The organism is uncultured Campylobacter sp. (assembly GCF_937890585.1).
GTDB lineage: Bacteria > Campylobacterota > Campylobacteria > Campylobacterales > Campylobacteraceae > Campylobacter_A.
Genome location: NZ_CALACG010000233.1, coordinates 1 through 19,634 on the forward strand (window position 1 = coordinate 1; position 19,634 = coordinate 19,634).

Sequence of the window (19,634 nt, forward strand, 5' to 3'; positions counted from 1 at the left end):
ATATTTTGATGATGCAGTTTTAGTTGCTGATAATAGAGAATATGTAACATATACTGGTTATTTAGAAGGAGAAAAAGTTTCTGTTACAAGTACAGGTATCGGTGGTGCAAGTGCATCCATTGCTGTAGAAGAACTACATAAAATAGGTGCAGATACTTTTATAAGAGTTGGAACTTGTGGTGGAATAGATATAGAAGTAGAGGCTGGAGATTTAGTTGTTGCTACAGGTGCAATAAGAATGGAAGGGACTACGAAAGAATATGCACCAATTGAGTTTCCTGCAGTTGCTGATTTTAATATAACGAATGAACTTGTAAACGCATGTGTTGAAACAAATCAAAAATATCATGCTGGAGTTGTTCAATGTAAAGACGCTTTTTACGGTCAACATCAACCTGAAAACAAACCGGTTAGTTATGAATTGATGAATAAATGGGAAGCGTGGAAAAGGCTTCATACAAAGGCAAGTGAAATGGAATCTGCAGCCATATTTGTTGTTTCCAGTTATTTAAATACTAGAGCTGGATCAGTATTTTTAGTTGTAAATAATCAAGAAAGAGTAAAACAAAACTTATCAAATAATATTGTAGAAGATACAGATAGAGCTATAAAAACAGCTATTGTTGCTCTTAAAAATATTATAAAAAAAGATAGAGAAAATAGATAATAATTATAAAATTTTAAAACTAATAAAATTCATATTAATTAAAAAATAAAGTTTAAATATATGTTTAAAATAGCTTGACAATTGTATTTCTTTATGATATTATTTTATGAGTAATATAATGTATAGTTATGTTCAAATTTAGCTATCAAGGAGGTGTTTCTATGAGAGATAAAGTTGTGTTGGCATGTACAGAATGTAAAAACAGAAATTACAATACAAAGAAGAACAAAAAAGTTACAACTAACAGAATTGAATTAAACAAGTATTGTAAGTTTTGTAAAAAACACACTCTTCACAGAGAAACAAAATAGTTAGAGATTGGAGGAGAGTAGTATGGCAACAAAAACTACTGATCAAAAACAAAAGAAAACTAGCTTTATGCGTGGAGTACGTTCTGAATTCAAGAAGATAATCTGGCCTTCAAAAAAAAGTGTTTTTTATTATAGCCTTGCAGTAGTTACAATTTCTATAATTAGTTCAGCAATGATTTGGGGATTGGATACTGTATTAAAAAAATTATTAGGTTTCATAATCCATTAATTACTAAGGAGGGAAGGACTTTAGTCCGTTTATATGACAACAGAAGAATTAAAGGATATTAAAGAAAAAGAAGCCAAATGGTATGTAGTACATACATATTCAGGGCATGAAAACAAAGTTAAGGCTAATATTGAAAAGTTAGTTGTGAATCGTGGGAATGACATAGATATATTTGAAGTGGTTGTTCCAACGGTTAAAGAAGAAACTGAAACTGGAAAAATTAAAGAAAAACAATTATTTCCTGGATATGTTTTAGTTAAAATGATAATCACAGATATTTCATGGTATTTAGTAAGAAATACTAGAGGAGTAACTGGATTTGTAGGGTCAGGTAATAAACCTGTACCACTATCAGAAAAAGAAGTTGAAGCATTAGGAGTTTCAACAAAACCATATAATGATGTGGAAATTAACGAAGGAGATTCTATTACAATAATAGATGGTGCATTTAAAGATTTAACCGCAAAAGTAATAGAAGTATCTCAAGAAAATGGTAAATTAAAAGCTTTCGTTTCTTTATTTGGAAGAGATACGCTTGCTGAATTAGATTTTAGTGACGTAATAAAAAATTAAATTTGAAAATAATTTGAAAAATATTCAAAACAGAGATATACGAGAGTGGGAGGGGTTTAGCACCCGAAAACCACATTAGTTTTTAAGGAGGAACTATAAAATGGCTAAAAAAGTACAAGCATTAGTAAAATTACAAATTCCAGCAGGAAAGGCAACTCCTGCTCCACCAGTAGGTACTGCATTAGGACCTCATGGTGTAAATATAATGCAATTTACAAAAGAATTTAACGCAAAAACAGCTGATCAAGCTGGTTTAATCATTCCGGTTGTATTGACTGTATACCAAGATAGATCATTTACATTCATTACTAAGACTCCACCGGTACCAGTATTAATTAAGAAAAAATTAGGTATCGAATCAGGATCAAAAGTACCAAACAAGACAAAAGTAGGTAATTTAACAAAAGATCAAGTTAGAGAAATTGCTGAATTAAAAATGCCAGACTTAAATGCTGCAAGTATTGAAGCTGCTATAAGCATGGTTAAAGGTACTGCTAGAAGTATGGGAGTAACTGTAGAAGAGTAATATAAAGTGGGAGCAATAATGCGAACACCACAAGGAGGATATAAATGAAAAAAGGTAAAAAATATTTAGAAAGTTTAAAATTAATAGATAAAACAAATTTATATGATTTAAAAGAAGCATGTGAATTAGCTGTTAAGACTTCAACTGCAAAATTTGATGAAACTGTTGAATTACACGCTAAGTTAGGTGTTGACTCAAGACATGCTGACCAACAAGTTAGAGGTACAGTAGTATTACCTCATGGAACTGGTAAGACTTTAAGAGTTTTAGTTTTATGTAAAGAAAATAAAGTTCAAGAAGCTCAAGAAGCTGGTGCTGATTATGTTGGAGCAGATGATCTTATTCAAAAAATTCAAAATGAAAACTGGTTTGAATTTGATGTAATAGTTGCAACTCCAGATATGATGGGTGTTGTTGGTAGATTAGGTAAAGTATTAGGACCAAAAGGTTTAATGCCAAACCCAAAAACTGGAACAGTTACAATGGACGTTGCCCAAGCTGTAAACAATGCAAAGAGTGGTCAAGTAAATTTCCGTGTTGACAAACAAGGAAATATCCATGCTGGTCTTGGTAAGGTAAATTTTACAAAAGAGCAGCTTAGTGAAAACATTTCAACATTTATAAAAGCAATAAATAAACACAAACCAGCTGCTGCAAAAGGCAGATATGTTAAAAATGCTTCATTGTCTTTAACAATGAGCCCATCTATATCTCTTGATACTCAAGAAGTTATGGATTTAAAATAAGAATTTAGAGAAATTTTATATCTTAGATTGGAGATAGCCGAGGCCCTTGGGCTTAATTGATTCGACCCGCTCTGCTTGAAATTACCGGTCGGAAAGGAGAAAAAGTGACACGTAACGAAAAAACTGAAGTTGTTGCAAAATTAGAGAGTGAATTTAAAACTGCTGAAGCTATTGTAGTTTGTGACTATCGTGGTCTTTCAGTTAAAAAACTTGAAGTTTTAAGAAATTCTGCAAAAGAACAAAATGTAAAAGTTCAAGTTATTAAAAATACTCTTGCAAATATTGCTCTTAAAAATTCTGATAAAGTCGGAATGGAACTTAAAGATACAAACATCTATCTTTGGAGTGAAGATCAATTAGCAGTAACTAAAGTAGCCGCAAAATTTGAAGAGGCTAATGCTGACCTTTTCAAAATTAAAACAGCTTATATTGATGGCGAAGTTGCAAGCGTTGATAAAGTTAAAGCTCTATCTAAAATGCCTAGCCGTGATGAGCTTATTGCGATGCTTTTGCAAGTTTGGAATGCGCCAATTCAAAATTTTACAATTGGTTTGAATGCGCTTAAAGAGAAAAAAGAACAATCAGCTTAATTAAAATTAAAAAATAATAAGGATTAAAAATGGCAATTACAAAAGAAGACGTATTAGAGTTTATATCTAATCTTTCTGTACTTGAACTTAGCGAACTTGTAAAAGAGTTTGAAGAGAAATTTGGTGTTAGCGCAGCTCCTGTAATGGTAGCTGGTGGTGCAGTTGCTGCTGGTGGTGCAGCTGCTGCTGAAGAGAAAACAGAATTTAACATCGTTCTTGTTGATTCTGGTGATAAGAAAATCAACGTTATTAAGGTAGTTAGAGCACTTACAGGTCTTGGTCTTAAAGAGGCTAAAGACGCAGTTGAGGGAACTCCATCTGTTCTTAAAGAAGGCGTTAGCAAAGATGAAGCTGAAGCAGCTAAAAAAGAGCTTGAAGAGGCTGGTGCTAAGGTTGAACTTAAATAATTTTTTATTATTTAGGCTTAATATTTCAAGAGAGGGCAGAGGCTCTCTCTTTTTTAAATTTTAGATGCCTTGTTAAAAGGCTATACTTTTCTTTCAAAATTACCACGAGGTAGATGCAATGTTAAATAGCTTATACTCAGGAAATCGTCTTAGAGTTGACTTCTCTAATGTCGTTAAAGAGATAGACGTTCCGAACCTACTACAACTACAAAAAAAGAGCTTTGATAATTTTTTAAATCTAAATAACAATCAGACAGAAAGCGGTATCGAAAAAGTTTTTAAGTCGATTTTCCCTATACATGATCCGCAAAATCGTTTGACTTTAGAATATGTTAGCTCAGAGATTGGAAAACCAAAATATACAATCAGAGAGTGCATAGAAAGAGGTCTTACATACTCTGTAAATTTAAAGATGAAAATACGCCTTATCGTTCATGAGAAAGATGATAAGACTGGTGATAAAGTTGGCGTTAAAGATATAAAAGAGCAAGAAATTTTCATACGTGAAATTCCGTTGATGACAGATAGAATTTCATTTATTATAAATGGTGTTGAGCGTGTTGTTGTAAATCAACTTCATAGAAGCCCTGGCGTTATCTTTAAGCAAGAAGAGAGTGCGACAGTTGCAAATAAACTGATCTATACAGCTCAAATAATCCCAGATCGCGGCTCTTGGCTACACTTTGAATATGATACAAAAGATATTTTATATGTTAGGATAAATAAGCGCAGAAAAGTGCCTGTAACTATCTTGTTTAGGGCATTAGGATATAAAAAACAAGACATTATTAAGCTATTTTATCCGATACAAAATTTAGTTATTAAAAATAATAAATTTTTAACTCTTTTCAACCCAGAGGATTATCTAGGAAGAGTTGAGTATGATATAAAAAATGAAGATGGAGAGGTTCTTCACCAAGCTGGCAAGCGCCTAACAAAGAAAAAAGCTGATAAATTAATCGAAGATGGCGTTAAATTTGTTGAGTATCCGATCGAAGCACTTATTGGTAGATATTTAGCAAATCCTGTGATAAATACAGAAAGCGGCGAAATTTTATATGACACACTATCTGCTCTTGATGAGAATAAACTTGCAAAAATTTTAGCTGAGCATGAAAGTATCGAGATCATAAACAACTCTGCAGCCGGTGTTGACGACGCTATTATAAATTCATTTATAGCTGACAATGATATGCTTAAAGTTTTAAAACAAACCGAGGGCGTTGATGATGAAAATGACCTTGCTGCGATTAGAATTTATAAGGTTATGAGACCTGGCGAGCCAGTAGTTAAAGAGGCCGCAAAAAGCTTTGTAAATGATATATTGTTTAACCCTGAAAGATATGACTTAACAAAAGTTGGTCGTATGAAGATGAACCACAAGCTTTCGCTTGATGTGCCAGAGTACGTTACTTTGCTAACTAGTGAAGATATCATCAAAACTGCAAAATATCTTATAAAAGTTAAAAATGGACAAGGTCACATTGACGACCGCGACCACCTTGGCAACCGCCGTATAAGATCTATCGGTGAGCTACTTGCTAGCGAGCTTCACCTTGGTTTTGTTAAGATGCAAAAGGCTATCCGTGATAAATTTACAAGCCTGAGCAACAATACTGACGAGATCATGCCTTATGATCTTATCAATCCGAAAATGATCACAGCGACAATTATGGAATTTTTCACAGGCGGTCAGCTAAGCCAGTTTATGGATCAGACAAACCCACTTAGTGAGGTTACTCATAAGCGCCGTCTATCTGCGCTTGGCGAGGGTGGCTTGGTAAAAGAGCGTGCCGGATTTGAGGTGCGTGACGTTCACCCAACTCACTACGGCAGAATTTGTCCGGTTGAGACTCCAGAAGGTCAAAATATCGGTCTTATAAACACTCTTTCAACTTATGCAAAAGTAAATGAGCTTGGCTTTGTTGAGGCACCTTATAAAAAGGTTGTCGATGGTAAAGTGACTGATGAGATAGTCTATCTAACAGCGACTCAAGAAGAGGGCAATGTTATCGCCCCAGCATCAACTAAACTTGATGAAAATGGACATATTGTTGAGGATTTGATCGAGGTTAGAAAAGAGGGCGAGATGATGCTTGCTCGTAGAGAAGACGTTACCCTGATCGACCTTTGCTCGGGTATGATAGCTGGTGTTGCAGCTTCGCTTATCCCATTCCTAGAGCACGATGACGCTAACCGTGCGCTTATGGGTTCTAACATGCAGCGTCAAGCAGTGCCACTACTTCGCTCAACTGCCCCGATCGTTGGAACAGGTATGGAGAGCGTTATCGCAAGAGATGCCTGGGAGAGCGTAAAGGCAAGACGTGGCGGCGTGGTTGAAAAGGTTGATAACAAAAATATCTTTATTCTTGGTGAAGATGAAGCTGGTCCATATATCGATCACTACTCTTTAGAGAAAAATTTAAGAACAAACCAAAATACGACATTTTCACAACACCCGATCGTTAAAAAAGGCGATGAGATCGCTGCTAATCAAATCATAGCTGATGGCCCAAGTATGGAAAAGGGCGAGCTAGCTATCGGTAAAAACGCGCTAATCGCATTTATGCCTTGGAATGGCTATAACTATGAGGACGCGATCGTTATTAGTGAAAAAATGATACGTGAAGATGCCTTTACAAGCGTTCATATCTATGAAAAAGAGATCGAGGCTCGTGAGCTAAAAGATGGCGTTGAAGAGATAACAAAAGATATACCAAACGTCAAAGAAGAAGAGCTTATGCACCTTGATGAAAGTGGTATTGTTAAAATTGGTACAGAGATCAAGCCTGGCATGATTTTAGTTGGTAAAGTATCTCCAAAAGGCGAAGTTAAACCAACTCCAGAAGAAAGACTACTGCGCGCGATCTTTGGCGAAAAAGCCGGCCACGTGGTAAATAAATCTCTATACGCTTCAGCTTCGATGGAAGGCGTGGTTGTTGATGTTAAAATTTTCACCAAAAAAGGTTATGAGAAGGATAGCAGAACAAACAAAGCTTATGAAGAAGAGAAGACGCTTTTAGAAAAAGAGCATCACGATAGATTGCTTATGTTAGACAGAGAAGAGATGCTAAAAGTTACAGCGCTTCTTTCTAAAAACCCACTAGCGAGTGACCAAGAGGTAAATAAAAAAGAGTATAAAAAAGGCTCAAAGATCAACAAAGCTGACTTTGAAAATATCAATAGATTTACCCTAAATGCTATCGTAAAGAGCTTTTCAAAAGATATCCAAAAGAAATATGACGAGCTAAAAAATTACTTCCAAAATGAGAAGAAAAAGCTTAAAGAAGAGCACGACGCTAAGATAGAAATTTTAGAGAAAGATGACATTTTACCAAGCGGCGTTGTAAAACTTGTAAAAGTTTATATAGCTACAAAACGCAAACTAAAAGTTGGCGATAAGATGGCTGGACGTCACGGTAACAAAGGTATCGTTTCAAATATCGTTAGAGAAGTCGATATGCCATATCTTCCAAATGGACAGATCGTTGATATCGTGCTAAACCCACTTGGCGTTCCAAGTCGTATGAACATCGGTCAAATTTTAGAAAGTCACCTTGGTCTTGTTGGCTACCGCTTAGGCGAGCAGATCAATGAAATTTTTGAAACCAAAAAAGGCGAATGGATAAAAGAGCTAAGAGCTAAGATGATAGAGATAGCAGGCGTTGCTAAGCTAATGGACGCTAAAAAAGCTCTTGGTAAGATGAGCGATGAGAAGCTTCTTGAGTATGCAAAAGATTGGAGTAATGGCGTAAGATTTGCAACTCCGATTTTTGAAGGCGTTAAAGCTGACGAATTTGCAAAATTATTTGAGATGGCAAAGATAGATAGCGACGGTAAAACTGAGCTATATGACGGACGCACAGGCTCAAAGATAAGAGAACGCGTTAATGTTGGTTGTATGTATATGCTAAAACTTCACCACTTGGTTGATGAAAAAGTTCACGCAAGAAGCACCGGACCATACAGCCTTGTTACACAACAACCAGTCGGTGGTAAGGCACTATTTGGTGGTCAAAGGTTTGGTGAGATGGAGGTTTGGGCACTTGAGGCTTATGGTGCTGCTCATACACTAAGAGAGATGCTAACTGTAAAATCAGACGATGTTGAGGGAAGACTCTCTGCTTACAAAGCTTTAACAAGAGGTGAAAACGTTCCTGAGACTGGTATCCCTGAGACGTTCTTTGTTCTAACAAACGAGCTAAAATCACTAGCTCTTGACGTGGAAGTATATGATGAGGATGAGACAAATGAAACTAACTAATTTAAAACCAGTTGAGATAAAAGAAGAGCATAGACCTCGTGATTTTGAAGCTTTTCAACTTCGTTTAGCAAGTCCTGAGAAGATAAAATCTTGGAGTTATGGCGAGGTTAAAAAACCAGAAACTATCAACTACCGCACGCTAAAACCTGAGCGTGACGGCTTGTTTTGTGCCAAAATTTTTGGACCGATCCGTGACTACGAGTGTCTTTGTGGTAAATATAAAAAGATGCGTTATAAGGGTATCAAGTGCGAAAAGTGCGGCGTTGAAGTAACAACATCTAAGGTTCGTCGCTCTCGCATGGGTCACATAGAGCTTGTAACTCCAGTGGCTCATATCTGGTATGTAAATTTCTTGCCAAGCCGTATAGGTGCGCTTCTTGGTATCAAGATGAAAGACCTCGAGCGCGTACTTTACTATGAGGCATACATTGTTGATAACGCCGGTGAGGCTTACTATGACAATGAAAATTCTAAAAAAGTTGAAAAATATGACGTTTTAAACGAAGAGCAATATCAAAGCCTAGCTTCAAGATATGAAGAGACTGGCTTTAGTGCTAGAATGGGTGGCGAGGTCATCTATGATATGCTAGCTGAGCTTGACCTAACTCAAATTTTAAATCAGCTACAAGAAGAGATGGAGGCTACAAATTCTGAGGCTAAGAAAAAGACTATCGTAAAACGTCTAAAGGTTATCGAGAGCTTTTTAAATTCAGGCAACCGCCCAGAGTGGATGATGATAACAAATTTACCAGTTCTTCCGCCTGATCTTAGACCACTTGTTAATCTTGATGGCGGTAAATTTGCTGTTTCAGACGTAAATGATCTATATCGCCGTGTAATAAATAGAAATAGCCGTCTAAAACGCCTACTTGAGCTTGACGCACCTGAGATTATTATCAGAAACGAAAAGAGAATGCTTCAAGAGGCTGTTGATGCGCTATTTGATAATGGCCGTAGAGCAAATGCAGTAAAAGGTGCAAATAAACGCCCACTAAAATCGCTAAGTGAGATCATCAAAGGTAAGCAAGGCCGCTTCCGTCAGAATTTGCTAGGTAAGCGCGTTGATTTCTCTGGACGTTCTGTTATCGTCGTTGGTCCAAAGCTAAAGATGGATCAGTGCGGTCTTCCAAAGAAGATGGCTTTAGAGTTATTTAAGCCACATTTGCTTGCTCGCCTTGAAGAAAAAGGCTATGCGACAACCGTTAAGCAAGCTAAAAAGATGATAGAAGATAAGACAAATGAGGTTTGGGAGTGCCTAGAAGAGGTCGTTAAAGACTATCCGGTCATGCTAAACCGTGCTCCAACACTTCACAAACTTTCTATCCAGGCGTTTCACCCAGTTCTTGTTGAAGGTAAGGCGATCCAGCTTCACCCACTAGTTTGTGCGGCTTTCAACGCTGACTTCGACGGTGACCAAATGGCTGTTCACGTACCACTATCTCAAGAGGCTATTGCTGAGTGTAAAATTTTGATGCTTAGCTCAATGAACATCTTGCTTCCTGCAAGTGGTAAGGCTATCACAGTCCCTTCACAAGATATGGTTTTGGGAATTTATTACCTAAGCTTAGAGAGAAACGATGAAAAAGGCGCAAACAAAATTTTCTCAAGCGTTGATGAAGTAATGATCGCTGAAGAGGCTAACACTCTTGGTCTTCACGCTAAAATCAAAACAATGGTTGATAACAAGATCATCTTTACAACTGCTGGTCGTTTGATTTTAAGAGCGATACTTCCTGATTTTGTCCCTGAAAATATGTGGAATAAGATCATGAAGAAAAAAGATATTGCAAATTTGGTTGATTATGTTTATAGAAATGGCGGCCTTGAAGTAACGGCTGACTTCCTTGATAAGCTTAAAAATTTAGGCTTTAGATATGCTACAAAAGCGGGAATTTCTATCTCTATCGCAGATATCATCGTGCCAGATAGTAAGCAAAAATATATCGACGAAGCTAAGAAAAAAGTTCGTGAAATTCAAAAGCAATACGGCGCTGGTCTTTTAACAGATAGTGAGAGATACAACAAGATCATTGATATTTGGACAGATACAAACAATAGCGTTGCAAGCGAGATGATGAAGCTTATCCAAAGTGATAAGGGCGGATTTAACTCAATTTATATGATGGCTGACTCAGGTGCAAGAGGTAGTGCAGCGCAAATTCGCCAGCTAGCTGGTATGCGTGGTCTTATGGCAAAACCAGACGGCTCGATCATCGAAACACCGATCATTTCAAACTTCCGTGAAGGTCTAAACATAATGGAGTACTTCAACTCAACCCACGGAGCTAGAAAAGGTCTTGCAGATACCGCGCTAAAAACTGCCAATGCTGGTTACCTAACAAGAAAACTAATCGACGTTGCTCAAAACGTTAAAGTCACAATGCACGACTGCGGTACGCACGAGGGCGTTGAGATCACAGATATCACAGAGAGTGGTGAGCTAATCGAAAGCCTTGAAGAGAGAGTCTTAGGCCGTGTTTTAGCAGATGATGTGATCGATCCTATAACAAATGAAATTTTATTTAGCGAAGGCACATTGCTTGATGAGGAGAAAGCTAAGGCTATAACAGAAGCTGGCATAAAATCAGTAAGCATTAGAACACCTATCACGTGCAAGGCGCCAAAAGGCGTTTGCGCAAAATGCTACGGCTTAAATTTGGGTGAGGGCAAACTTGTAAAACCAGGCGAGGCTGTCGGTATCATCTCAGCTCAATCAATTGGTGAGCCAGGTACTCAGCTAACGCTAAGAACATTCCACATCGGTGGTACGGCTTCTACTGAGCAGCAAGACCGCCAAGTCATCGCTCAAAAAGAGGGCTTTATTAGATATTACAACCTTAGCACATACGAGAACAACGGCAAAAAGATCGTTGCAAACAGAAGAAGTGCAGCTGTGCTACTTGTTGAGCCAAAGATAAAATCAACAATCGATGGTAAAATTGAGATCGAATATGCTCACGAAGATGTAAATATCGTTATCAAAGGCAAAAAAGAAGAGATCAAATATACCATCAGAAGAAACGACCTTGCTAAGCCAAACGAACTAGCTGGTGTTAGCGGTAAGATCGAAGGTAAGATGTATATACCTTATGTAAATGGTGACAAAGTAAAAGAAAACGAGAGTATCGTCGAGATCATAAAAGAGGGCTGGAACGTTCCAAATCGTATCCCATACGCAAGTGAGCTTAAAATTTCAGACGGTGACCCAGTAACTCGTAAAATTTTAGCTGACGCAAATGGTGTTGTTAAATTTTTCATGTTAAATGGCGACTATCTTGATAGGATAAGAGATATCAAAAAAGGCTATAAAGTAACTGAAAAAGGCTTCTTTGTGGTAGTTTCTGATAAAGATGGACGTGAGGCAGTTCGCCACTACATCCCAAGAAATTCTATCCTTCAAATTTCTGACAATGACGCAGTTGAGTCAAAGACTGTTATCTCACTACCAGAAAAAGAGGACAAACTAATCATTGCCGAGTGGGATCCATACTCAACTCCAACCATCGCTGAAGAGGCTGGCGTGATTAGCTTTGAAGATATCGAGCCAGGATATAGCGCGACAGAGCAAGCTGACGAGGCAACTGGTCAAAGACGTCTTGTTATCAACGAATATTTGCCAAGTGGCGTAAAACCAGCGATCATTATCACTACAAAGAGCGGACATTTGATCAAGTATCCGCTTGATCCAAAAACTGCGATCTTTGTTTCAAGTGGCGATGAAGTAGCTCAGGCTGACATTTTGGCTAAGACTCCAAAAGCTGTTGCTAAGTCAAAAGATATCACCGGCGGTCTTCCAAGAGTTAGTGAGCTATTTGAAGCAAGACGTCCTAAAAATACAGCTATCGTTGCCGAGATCGACGGCGTTGTTAGATTTGACAAGCCACTTCGCTCAAAAGAGCGCATCATCATCCAAGCAGAAGATGGCACGACAGCTGAGTACTTGATCGAGAAGAGCCGCCAGATCCAAGTAAGAGACGGCGAATTTGTCCATGCTGGTGAGAAACTAACAGACGGACTTATCTCAAGCCACGATATTTTAAGAATTCTTGGCGAAAAGGCACTTCACTACTATTTGATCAGTGAAATTCAGCAAGTTTATCGTCGCCAAGGTGTTGCGATCGCTGATAAGCACATCGAGATCATCGTCTCTCAAATGCTTCGCCAAGTCAAAATCGTCGATAGTGGAAATACAAATTTCATCGTTGGCGACATGGTTTCAAGAAACAAATTTAAAGAAGAGAACGAACGCATTATGAAAATGGGTGGTGAGCCAGCTATCGCTGAGCCGATCCTTCTTGGTGTTACAAGAGCGGCTATCGGAAGTGATAGTGTGATCTCTGCTGCGTCATTCCAAGAGACAACTAAGGTCTTAACAGAAGCCTCAATCGCTGCTAAATTTGACTATCTTGAAGATCTAAAAGAGAACGTCATCCTTGGACGTATGATCCCAGTTGGTACTGGTTTTTATAAAGATAAAAAGATAAAGATCAAAGAAAACTAATATATTAAGCCCCGCATCTGGGGCTTAATTCTCTTATAAATTTACCCACTTAAATTTACAAAATTTCAAAATTTACAAGCCGTTAATCAATATTAAATAAAATCCATAACTAAAAATATGTAACGGAGATATTATGAAAAATGTCGATCTTGGACTTTTATTTCTGCGCTTAGGTCTTGGAATTTGCCTTTTTATGCACGGCTTTGGCAAAATTTTACACGGAGTTGGCGGCGTAAAGAGCATTTTAGTTGATGCTGGACTACCTAGCTTTTTGGCGTATTTTACCTATCTTAGCGAGGTTTTAGCCCCTATAATGATCGCTGTTGGCTTTTACTCAAGGCTTGGCGCGCTCCTAGTTTTTGGCTCTAGTCTTGTCATTTTGTACTCATTTTATGGGTTTTCAAATTTACTTGAGCTAACTAATGTAAATGGCTTTAAAGCAGAGCTTATATATCTTTATATTGCTATATCGCTTTGCATCATCTCGACTGGTAGTGGTAAATACGCTATCAAGCAAGACTGATCTAAATTTAGCACATATCAAATGTGCTAAATTTTCACACATTTTATTTAAATTTTAATTTTATTTTATTTTTTTATAACAATTTAAGTTTGTAGCCTTTAAATTCAAAAATATCTCAAATTTAAAGGACACATGATGAACTCTATAAAAAAAGAGCCTTCGTTTCTGCTAGCCCTTACGCCTATCTTGGTTATGATCGTAGGTCTTGCGCTTGGCGTTGGTTATATGAAGCTAAAGGTTGAGCCGATCATTTTGATAGCAGCCCTTGTGGCTGGTGGCATCGCTTGGAGGCTAGGATATAGTTGGAGTGAGCTTCAAGAAGGGGTAATAGAGAAAATTTCAAGCTCATTGCCAGCGCTTATGATACTTTGGGCGGTCGGTCTGCTTATTGGCTCGTGGGTATTTTCAGGCACTATCCCTATGATCATCTACTACGGCGTGGATCTTATAAGTCCGCAGTATCTAGTCCTAACCGCTTTTGTCATCGCAGCTATCATCTCAACCGTGACTGGCACATCTTGGGGTTCTGCTGGCACAGTCGGTGTCGCCATCATGGGCATAGCTCAAGGTCTTGATGTAAATTTAGCAGCAACTGCTGGTGCGGTAGTCGCAGGAGCATACTTTGGCGATAAGCTCTCCCCACTCTCAGACACGACAAACCTAGCTCCGATAGCAGCTGGCTCAGAGCTTTATGAGCACATCAGACATATGTTTTATACGACTATCCCAGCAACTATCGTTGCGATAGCGGCTTATCTATTTTTTGGTAGCGAGGCTGCAAGCAGTGGCGCAAATGTTTCAGAGTCGGTTTTGGCACTTCAAGGTCAGCTTGATAAAATTTTTCACTGGAACATCATCTTGCTTTTGCCTGTGCTTTTTGTCTTGGCTGGTTCGGTGCTAAAGTGGCCAACGATACCTGTCATGATCATAGCTTCGCTATTTTCAGTGCTTCTTGGCGTTATCGTTCAAGATTTTAGCTTTAAAAATGGCTTTATCTCAGTGATGACTGGCTTTAACGTCACGATGAGCGGCATTAATATGGAGTTTTCAAAAGATATCACTAAGCTTCTAAATAGAGGTGGCGTGAGCTCGGTAAATTCAACCACTATCCTAGTTATCTGCGCTATGGGCTTTGCTGGTATCATCTCAAAAACTGGCATGCTTACAAAGGTACTTCATACCATCATGGCGAAGGTCAAATCAACAGCAGGCGTCATCATCTCGACTATCGGCTCATGCCTAACTGTAGCATTTGTCACAGGTAGCTCATATCTTTCTATCCTCATCCCTGGTGAGATGTTTAAAGACTTTTATAAAGAGAAAAATTTAGCAGCCAAAAACCTCTCAAGAACGCTTGAAGACTCTGGCACCGTGATCGTCCCACTCATACCTTGGTCAGCAGCAGGCGCATATATGACAGCCACACTTGGAGTGCCAACGGTAGATTATTTGCCATGGGCGATACTAAACTACATGGGCGTTGTCTTTGCTATCATTTTAGCACTCACTGGTATCGGCATAGCTAAGATAAACAAGGATGCCAAATGATACTTATAAAAAACGCCAAAATTTACTCGCCAAAATTTCTTGGTAAAAAAGATATATTTATATGTAATGGCAAGATCGTCTGCATAGCTGAAAATTTAGAGCCAAATTTACCAGATGTAAAGGTGATCGACGCTTCAAATTTCACGGCGATACCAGGCCTTATCGATAAGCACGTGCATATCACTGGAGGTGGCGGAGAGGGTGGCTTTAAGACTAGAGTGCCTGAGATCATGCTATCAAATTTAATAGAAGCTGGCATAACGACGGCTGTTGGACTACTTGGAACTGACAGCACGACAAGAAGCGTTGAAAATTTAGTCGCAAAAGCACACGCACTAAACGACGAGGGCATCACATGCTACGCTCACACTGGAGCATACAGCTCTAAAACGCCAACTATAACTGGCGAGATCGAAAAAGATATTGTCTTTGTTGATCCGATAATTGGCACCAAGCTAGCCATAAGCGACCACCGCTCATCAAGCGTGAGCAAAGACGAGCTAGCTCACATAGTCTCGGCTGGCAGGGTGGCTGGCATGATCAGCTCGAAGTCAGGCCACACCACGCTTCACATGGGTGACGGTAAAAAGGGCTTAAATTTGATCTATGAAGTGCTAAATGAGTATGATATACCGATTACGCTATTTCAGCCAACGCACGTAAATAGAAACGAGGAGCTTTTTAAACAAAGCTTTAAATTTATAAAAGATGGCGGCTATATCGACTTTACCTGCATGCCAGGACTTACGCCACTTGAGGCTGTAAAGCGCGTCAAAAAAGAAAATTTACCGACAAATAAGATAACAATTAGCTCAGACGGCTTTGGTAGCTACTCTAGCTATGATAGCGACGGAAATTTACTAAAAATTGGCATCGCTAGCGTTAAGAGCTTATATGAAGAGTTTTTAAATTTTGTAAAAAATGGCTTTAGTATCGAAGAGGCATTGCCATATTTTACAACAAATGTGGCAAGAAGTGTGGCCTTACAAAATAAAAAAGGCGAGATAAAAGAAAATTACGATGCAGATATTTTGCTAATCGATGATAAATTTGAGATTAAATTTGTCGTTGCGAAGGGTGAAATTTTAAAAGATGACAGCGGTTTTATAAAAAAAGGAACGTATGAATAAGTCCAACTTATTAACCGTTATTTAAGCTTTTTTTAAATAAAATTAGGTCTTTTTAATAAATTTAGTTGAAAGGAATTATTGTGCCAACCATAAATCAATTGGTCAGAAATGAACGCAAGAAAGTGACTGTTAAGTCAAAATCTCCAGCGTTAAAAGAGTGCCCTCAAAGAAGAGGAGTTTGCACTAGGGTTTATACTACAACTCCTAAAAAACCAAACTCAGCTTTGAGGAAAGTTGCCAAAGTTAGGCTTACAAGCGGTTTTGAAGTCATCAGCTATATCGGCGGTGAAGGTCACAACCTACAAGAACACAGTATCGTTTTAGTTCGCGGCGGTAGGGTTAAAGACTTACCAGGTGTTAAATATCACATCGTTCGTGGTGCACTTGATACTGCTGGTGTTGCAAAAAGAACAGTTTCTCGTTCTAAATATGGTGCAAAACGCCCTAAAGCTGGCGCTGCTGCTCCAAAAAAGTAAAAAATTAGGTTCGCAGACGTTGCTTAAATTTGCAAACGTTTGAGTAAAATTTCATAAAAATTTGAAGGAAAAATCAAAATGAGAAGAAGAAAAGCTCCTGTAAGGGAAGTTTTACCTGATCCAATTTACGGAAATAAAATAATCACTAAATTTATTAATTCTCTTATGTATGATGGCAAAAAAAGCGTCGCTACAGAGATAATGTATGGTGCTATTAAAGCTATCGAAAAGAAAAATGCTGAGGTTAAAGGCATCGACGTTTTTAACGACGCTATCGAAAATGTAAAACCTATTTTAGAAGTTAAATCACGCCGTGTTGGTGGCGCTACTTATCAAGTGCCAGTTGAGGTTCGCCCAGCTCGCCAACAAGCTCTTGCTATCCGCTGGCTTATAACTTTTGCTAGAAAAAGAAGTGAAAGAACAATGGTTGATAAACTAGCAAATGAGCTTTTAGATGCGGCAAATTCAAAAGGTGCATCTTTCAAGAAGAAGGAAGATACTTACAAGATGGCAGAGGCTAATAAAGCATTTGCTCACTACCGCTGGTAAGAAAGAATTAGTATGGCAGAGAGAAAAACGCCTTTACATAAGGTAAGAAATATCGGTATTGCGGCTCACATTGATGCTGGAAAGACAACTACCAGTGAGAGAATTTTGTTCTTCACTGGTATGAGCCATAAGATAGGTGAGGTTCATGATGGCGCTGCTACTATGGACTGGATGGAGCAAGAAAAAGAGCGTGGTATTACTATTACATCGGCTGCAACTACAGCGTTTTGGAAGGGCTACCAAGTAAACCTAATCGACACTCCGGGACACGTTGACTTTACTATCGAAGTTGAGCGTTCTATGCGTGTTCTTGATGGTGCTGTTTCAGTATTTTGTTCTGTTGGTGGTGTTCAGCCACAGTCTGAAACTGTTTGGAGACAAGCAAATAAATATCACGTACCAAGAATCGTTTTTGTCAATAAAATGGATAGAATTGGTGCAAATTTCTTTAGAGTTGAAGAGCAGATCAGAGAAAGGTTAAAAGCAAATCCAATGCCTATTCAAATTCCTATCGGTGCAGAGGATAACTTTAAAGGTGTGGTTGATCTTGTGAGAATGAAAGCATACGTTTGGAATGACGAGAAAAAGCCAACTGATTATGTTGAAGAAGAAATTCCAGCTGAAGTTAAAGATAAAGCTGAAGAATACCGCGCAAAACTAATCGAAGCTGTTTCTGAGACAGACGATAGTTTGATGGAGAAATTCTTTGCAGGTGAAGAACTAACTGAAGAAGAGATCAAAAAAGGTATAAAAGCAGGCTGCTTAAGAATGACTATCACGCCTATGCTTTGCGGAACTGCGTTTAAGAACAAAGGCATCCAGCCTCTACTTGATGCTGTTGTTGATTATTTACCAGCTCCAGATGAGATCGCAGCGATAAATGGTGTTTATGAAGATGGTACTGAAGTGACTGTTGAAAGTACAGATGATGGCGAATTTGCCGCTCTTGCGTTTAAGATCATGACTGACCCATTTGTTGGACAGCTAACATTTATCCGTGTTTATAGGGGAAGCCTTGAAAGTGGTAGCTACGCTTACAACACAGTTCAAGACTGCAAAGAGAGAATCGGCCGCTTGCTCAAAATGCACTCAAATAAACGTGAAGAGATTACTGAGCTTTTTGCTGGCGAAATTGGTGCTGTTGTTGGTCTAAAAAATACTCTAACTGGTGATACTCTTGCAAGCGAAAAAGATAAAGTTATCCTTGAGAGAATGGACTTCCCAGAGCCAGTTATTAGCGTTGCAGTTGAGCCAAAAACAAAAGCAGATCAAGAGAAGATGGCGATAGCTCTTCAAAAACTAGCTCAAGAAGATCCAAGCTTTAGAGTTAGCACTGATGAAGAGAGTGGACAGACTATCATTAGCGGTATGGGCGAGCTTCACCTAGAGATCATTGTTGATCGTATGCTTCGTGAATTTAAAGTCGATGCTGAAGTTGGTCAACCACAAGTTGCTTACCGCGAGACTATCCGCAAGACAGTTGAGCAAGAGTATAAATATGCTAAACAATCAGGTGGTCGTGGTCAATATGGTCACGTATTCTTACGCCTTGAGCCACTTCCAGCTGCTAGCGGATTTGAGTTTGTTAACGATATTAAAGGTGGTGTTGTTCCAAAAGAATATATCCCAGCTGTTGAAAAAGGTTGTAAAGAGGCACTTCAAAGCGGTGTTCTTGCTGGTTATCCAGTTGAAGACGTTAAGGTTACGCTATTTGATGGTAGCTACCACGAAGTGGATTCATCTGAGATGGCGTTTAAACTTGCTGCTTCAATGGGCTTTAAAGAGGGCGCTAGAAAAGCAGGTGCGGTTATCCTTGAGCCTATGATGAAAGTTGAAGTTGAGACTCCAGAAGAGTATATGGGTGACGTTATCGGCGACCTTAACAAGCGCCGCGGCCAAGTAAACTCAATGGACGACAGAAGTGGCATCAAGATCATCTCTGCTTACTGCCCACTAGCTCAAATGTTTGGCTATTCAACAGACCTTCGCTCAATGACACAAGGTCGCGCGACTTACTCTATGGAATTTGATCACTACGAAGAAGTTCCTAAAAATGTAAGTGAAGAGATCATTAAAAAGAGAAATGGCTAATTAGTCAAAATAGGGCAGAGCGATCTGCCCTTTAAATTTAGCTGCTCAGCTACAAAATAAACTAACTCGCAAATTTGTCCTCATAGCTCAGCTGGATAGAGCGCAGAATTCCTAATTCTGAGGCCGTGAGTTCGAATCTCGCTGGGGACATTTTACAGCCACATTAATAAACTTTTAAAAATATTTTTTAGAATCAAATTTATACTTCATCCGCAATACTATTTTACTATCGACTTTGATTTGTAAATTAATATTTTATACCACTTTTAAGCCATGAGCAGTATTTCAATATTAAATTAATAAATTACTAATTCAATATTGAAATTTTGATCTTTCAGAAATAATCAGTTAAACAAACTAAAAATCAGCTCCTCTCTTTTTATAAAATTATGGTATAATTGGCGATAGTATTCTGTAAAATAGAACACTAAACATCAAGTAACTTTAAAGGAGTCCTTAATGGCAGTAACACAAGCAGAGGTTGCGCAGCTTTACGTGGCGTT

The 19,634-nt window shown here is 38.4% G+C and carries 16 protein-coding genes and 1 tRNA gene; all 17 read left to right on the plus strand.

Annotation, left to right across the window (positions count from 1 at the left end):
- On the plus strand, positions 1-667 hold a 667-nt coding region (locus Q0296_RS06885; RefSeq protein WP_298038511.1), incomplete at its 5' end, for a nucleoside phosphorylase.
- A 161-nt stretch (positions 668-828) separates the two neighbouring features.
- Positions 829-978 carry a 50S ribosomal protein L33 gene (rpmG, locus tag Q0296_RS06890; RefSeq protein ID WP_009372623.1) on the plus strand — a complete coding sequence of 50 codons (150 nt, stop codon included), beginning with the start codon at positions 829-831 and terminating at the stop codon, positions 976-978.
- 22 nt (positions 979-1,000) lie between these two features.
- Entirely contained in the window at positions 1,001-1,207 is a 207-nt protein-coding gene (gene secE / locus Q0296_RS06895) for a preprotein translocase subunit SecE (RefSeq protein ID WP_233055709.1), read from the plus strand.
- A 33-nt stretch (positions 1,208-1,240) separates the two neighbouring features.
- Positions 1,241-1,780 (plus strand): transcription termination/antitermination protein NusG, encoded by a 540-nt coding sequence (nusG, locus tag Q0296_RS06900; RefSeq protein WP_233055708.1) that lies wholly within the window; start codon positions 1,241-1,243, stop codon positions 1,778-1,780.
- Positions 1,781-1,880: 100 nt separating this feature from the next.
- Positions 1,881-2,306, plus strand: coding sequence for a 50S ribosomal protein L11 (gene rplK / locus Q0296_RS06905; protein WP_233055707.1), 426 nt, complete (start codon positions 1,881-1,883; stop codon positions 2,304-2,306).
- A 44-nt stretch (positions 2,307-2,350) separates the two neighbouring features.
- Positions 2,351-3,052, plus strand: a complete 702-nt coding sequence (gene rplA, locus Q0296_RS06910; RefSeq protein WP_298038535.1) for a 50S ribosomal protein L1 — start codon at positions 2,351-2,353, stop codon at positions 3,050-3,052.
- A 104-nt stretch (positions 3,053-3,156) separates the two neighbouring features.
- Positions 3,157-3,642 carry a 50S ribosomal protein L10 gene (rplJ, locus tag Q0296_RS06915; RefSeq protein WP_103567743.1) on the plus strand — a complete coding sequence of 162 codons (486 nt, stop codon included), beginning with the start codon at positions 3,157-3,159 and terminating at the stop codon, positions 3,640-3,642.
- Between the two features lie 29 nt (positions 3,643-3,671).
- Positions 3,672-4,049 carry a 50S ribosomal protein L7/L12 gene (gene rplL / locus Q0296_RS06920; protein WP_012001504.1) on the plus strand — a complete coding sequence of 126 codons (378 nt, stop codon included), beginning with the start codon at positions 3,672-3,674 and terminating at the stop codon, positions 4,047-4,049.
- A gap of 118 nt (positions 4,050-4,167) precedes the next feature.
- Positions 4,168-8,313, plus strand: a complete 4,146-nt coding sequence (gene rpoB, locus Q0296_RS06925; protein ID WP_298038542.1) for a DNA-directed RNA polymerase subunit beta — start codon at positions 4,168-4,170, stop codon at positions 8,311-8,313.
- Positions 8,300-12,814: a DNA-directed RNA polymerase subunit beta' gene (gene rpoC, locus Q0296_RS06930; RefSeq protein ID WP_298038545.1), complete on the plus strand. Its 4,515-nt coding sequence runs from the start codon at positions 8,300-8,302 to the stop codon at positions 12,812-12,814. Before rpoB ends, rpoC begins: the two co-directional genes overlap by 14 nt.
- 133 nt (positions 12,815-12,947) lie before the next feature.
- Positions 12,948-13,337, plus strand: coding sequence for a DoxX family protein (locus Q0296_RS06935; protein WP_298038549.1), 390 nt, complete (start codon positions 12,948-12,950; stop codon positions 13,335-13,337).
- A gap of 135 nt (positions 13,338-13,472) precedes the next feature.
- On the plus strand, positions 13,473-14,885 hold the full coding sequence (gene nhaC / locus Q0296_RS06940; protein WP_298038552.1) for a Na+/H+ antiporter NhaC: 1,413 nt from the start codon (positions 13,473-13,475) through the stop codon (positions 14,883-14,885).
- The gene (gene iadA, locus Q0296_RS06945) at positions 14,882-16,015 is read left to right on the plus strand and encodes a beta-aspartyl-peptidase (protein WP_298038555.1); all 1,134 of its coding nucleotides are present in this window, start codon (positions 14,882-14,884) and stop codon (positions 16,013-16,015) included. Before nhaC ends, iadA begins: the two co-directional genes overlap by 4 nt.
- Before the next feature lie 80 nt (positions 16,016-16,095).
- Entirely contained in the window at positions 16,096-16,491 is a 396-nt protein-coding gene (gene rpsL, locus Q0296_RS06950) for a 30S ribosomal protein S12 (RefSeq protein ID WP_002941121.1), read from the plus strand.
- A 78-nt stretch (positions 16,492-16,569) separates the two neighbouring features.
- Positions 16,570-17,040: a 30S ribosomal protein S7 gene (gene rpsG / locus Q0296_RS06955; protein ID WP_002941142.1), complete on the plus strand. Its 471-nt coding sequence runs from the start codon at positions 16,570-16,572 to the stop codon at positions 17,038-17,040.
- A 12-nt stretch (positions 17,041-17,052) separates the two neighbouring features.
- Complete coding sequence (fusA, locus tag Q0296_RS06960; protein ID WP_298038560.1) at positions 17,053-19,131, plus strand: elongation factor G; 2,079 nt, start codon at positions 17,053-17,055, stop codon at positions 19,129-19,131.
- A gap of 76 nt (positions 19,132-19,207) precedes the next feature.
- A tRNA-Arg gene (locus Q0296_RS06965) sits at positions 19,208-19,281 on the plus strand.
- The last annotated feature ends 353 nt before the right edge of the window (positions 19,282-19,634 follow it).

Bases quoted from the DNA above. Each gene is read 5' to 3' on its own strand.
- rplL (WP_012001504.1), top strand. From the start codon at position 3,672: ATGGCAATTACAAAAGAAGACGTATTAGAGTTTATATCTAATCTTTCT.
- rplK (WP_233055707.1), top strand. From the start codon at position 1,881: ATGGCTAAAAAAGTACAAGCATTAGTAAAATTACAAATTCCAGCAGGA.
- rplA (WP_298038535.1), top strand. From the start codon at position 2,351: ATGAAAAAAGGTAAAAAATATTTAGAAAGTTTAAAATTAATAGATAAA.
- iadA (WP_298038555.1), top strand. From the start codon at position 14,882: ATGATACTTATAAAAAACGCCAAAATTTACTCGCCAAAATTTCTTGGT.
- Q0296_RS06935 (WP_298038549.1), top strand. From the start codon at position 12,948: ATGAAAAATGTCGATCTTGGACTTTTATTTCTGCGCTTAGGTCTTGGA.
- fusA (WP_298038560.1), top strand. From the start codon at position 17,053: ATGGCAGAGAGAAAAACGCCTTTACATAAGGTAAGAAATATCGGTATT.
- rpsG (WP_002941142.1), top strand. From the start codon at position 16,570: ATGAGAAGAAGAAAAGCTCCTGTAAGGGAAGTTTTACCTGATCCAATT.
- secE (WP_233055709.1), top strand. From the start codon at position 1,001: ATGGCAACAAAAACTACTGATCAAAAACAAAAGAAAACTAGCTTTATG.
- nhaC (WP_298038552.1), top strand. From the start codon at position 13,473: ATGAACTCTATAAAAAAAGAGCCTTCGTTTCTGCTAGCCCTTACGCCT.
- rpoB (WP_298038542.1), top strand. From the start codon at position 4,168: ATGTTAAATAGCTTATACTCAGGAAATCGTCTTAGAGTTGACTTCTCT.
- rpoC (WP_298038545.1), top strand. From the start codon at position 8,300: ATGAAACTAACTAATTTAAAACCAGTTGAGATAAAAGAAGAGCATAGA.
- nusG (WP_233055708.1), top strand. From the start codon at position 1,241: ATGACAACAGAAGAATTAAAGGATATTAAAGAAAAAGAAGCCAAATGG.
- rpmG (WP_009372623.1), top strand. From the start codon at position 829: ATGAGAGATAAAGTTGTGTTGGCATGTACAGAATGTAAAAACAGAAAT.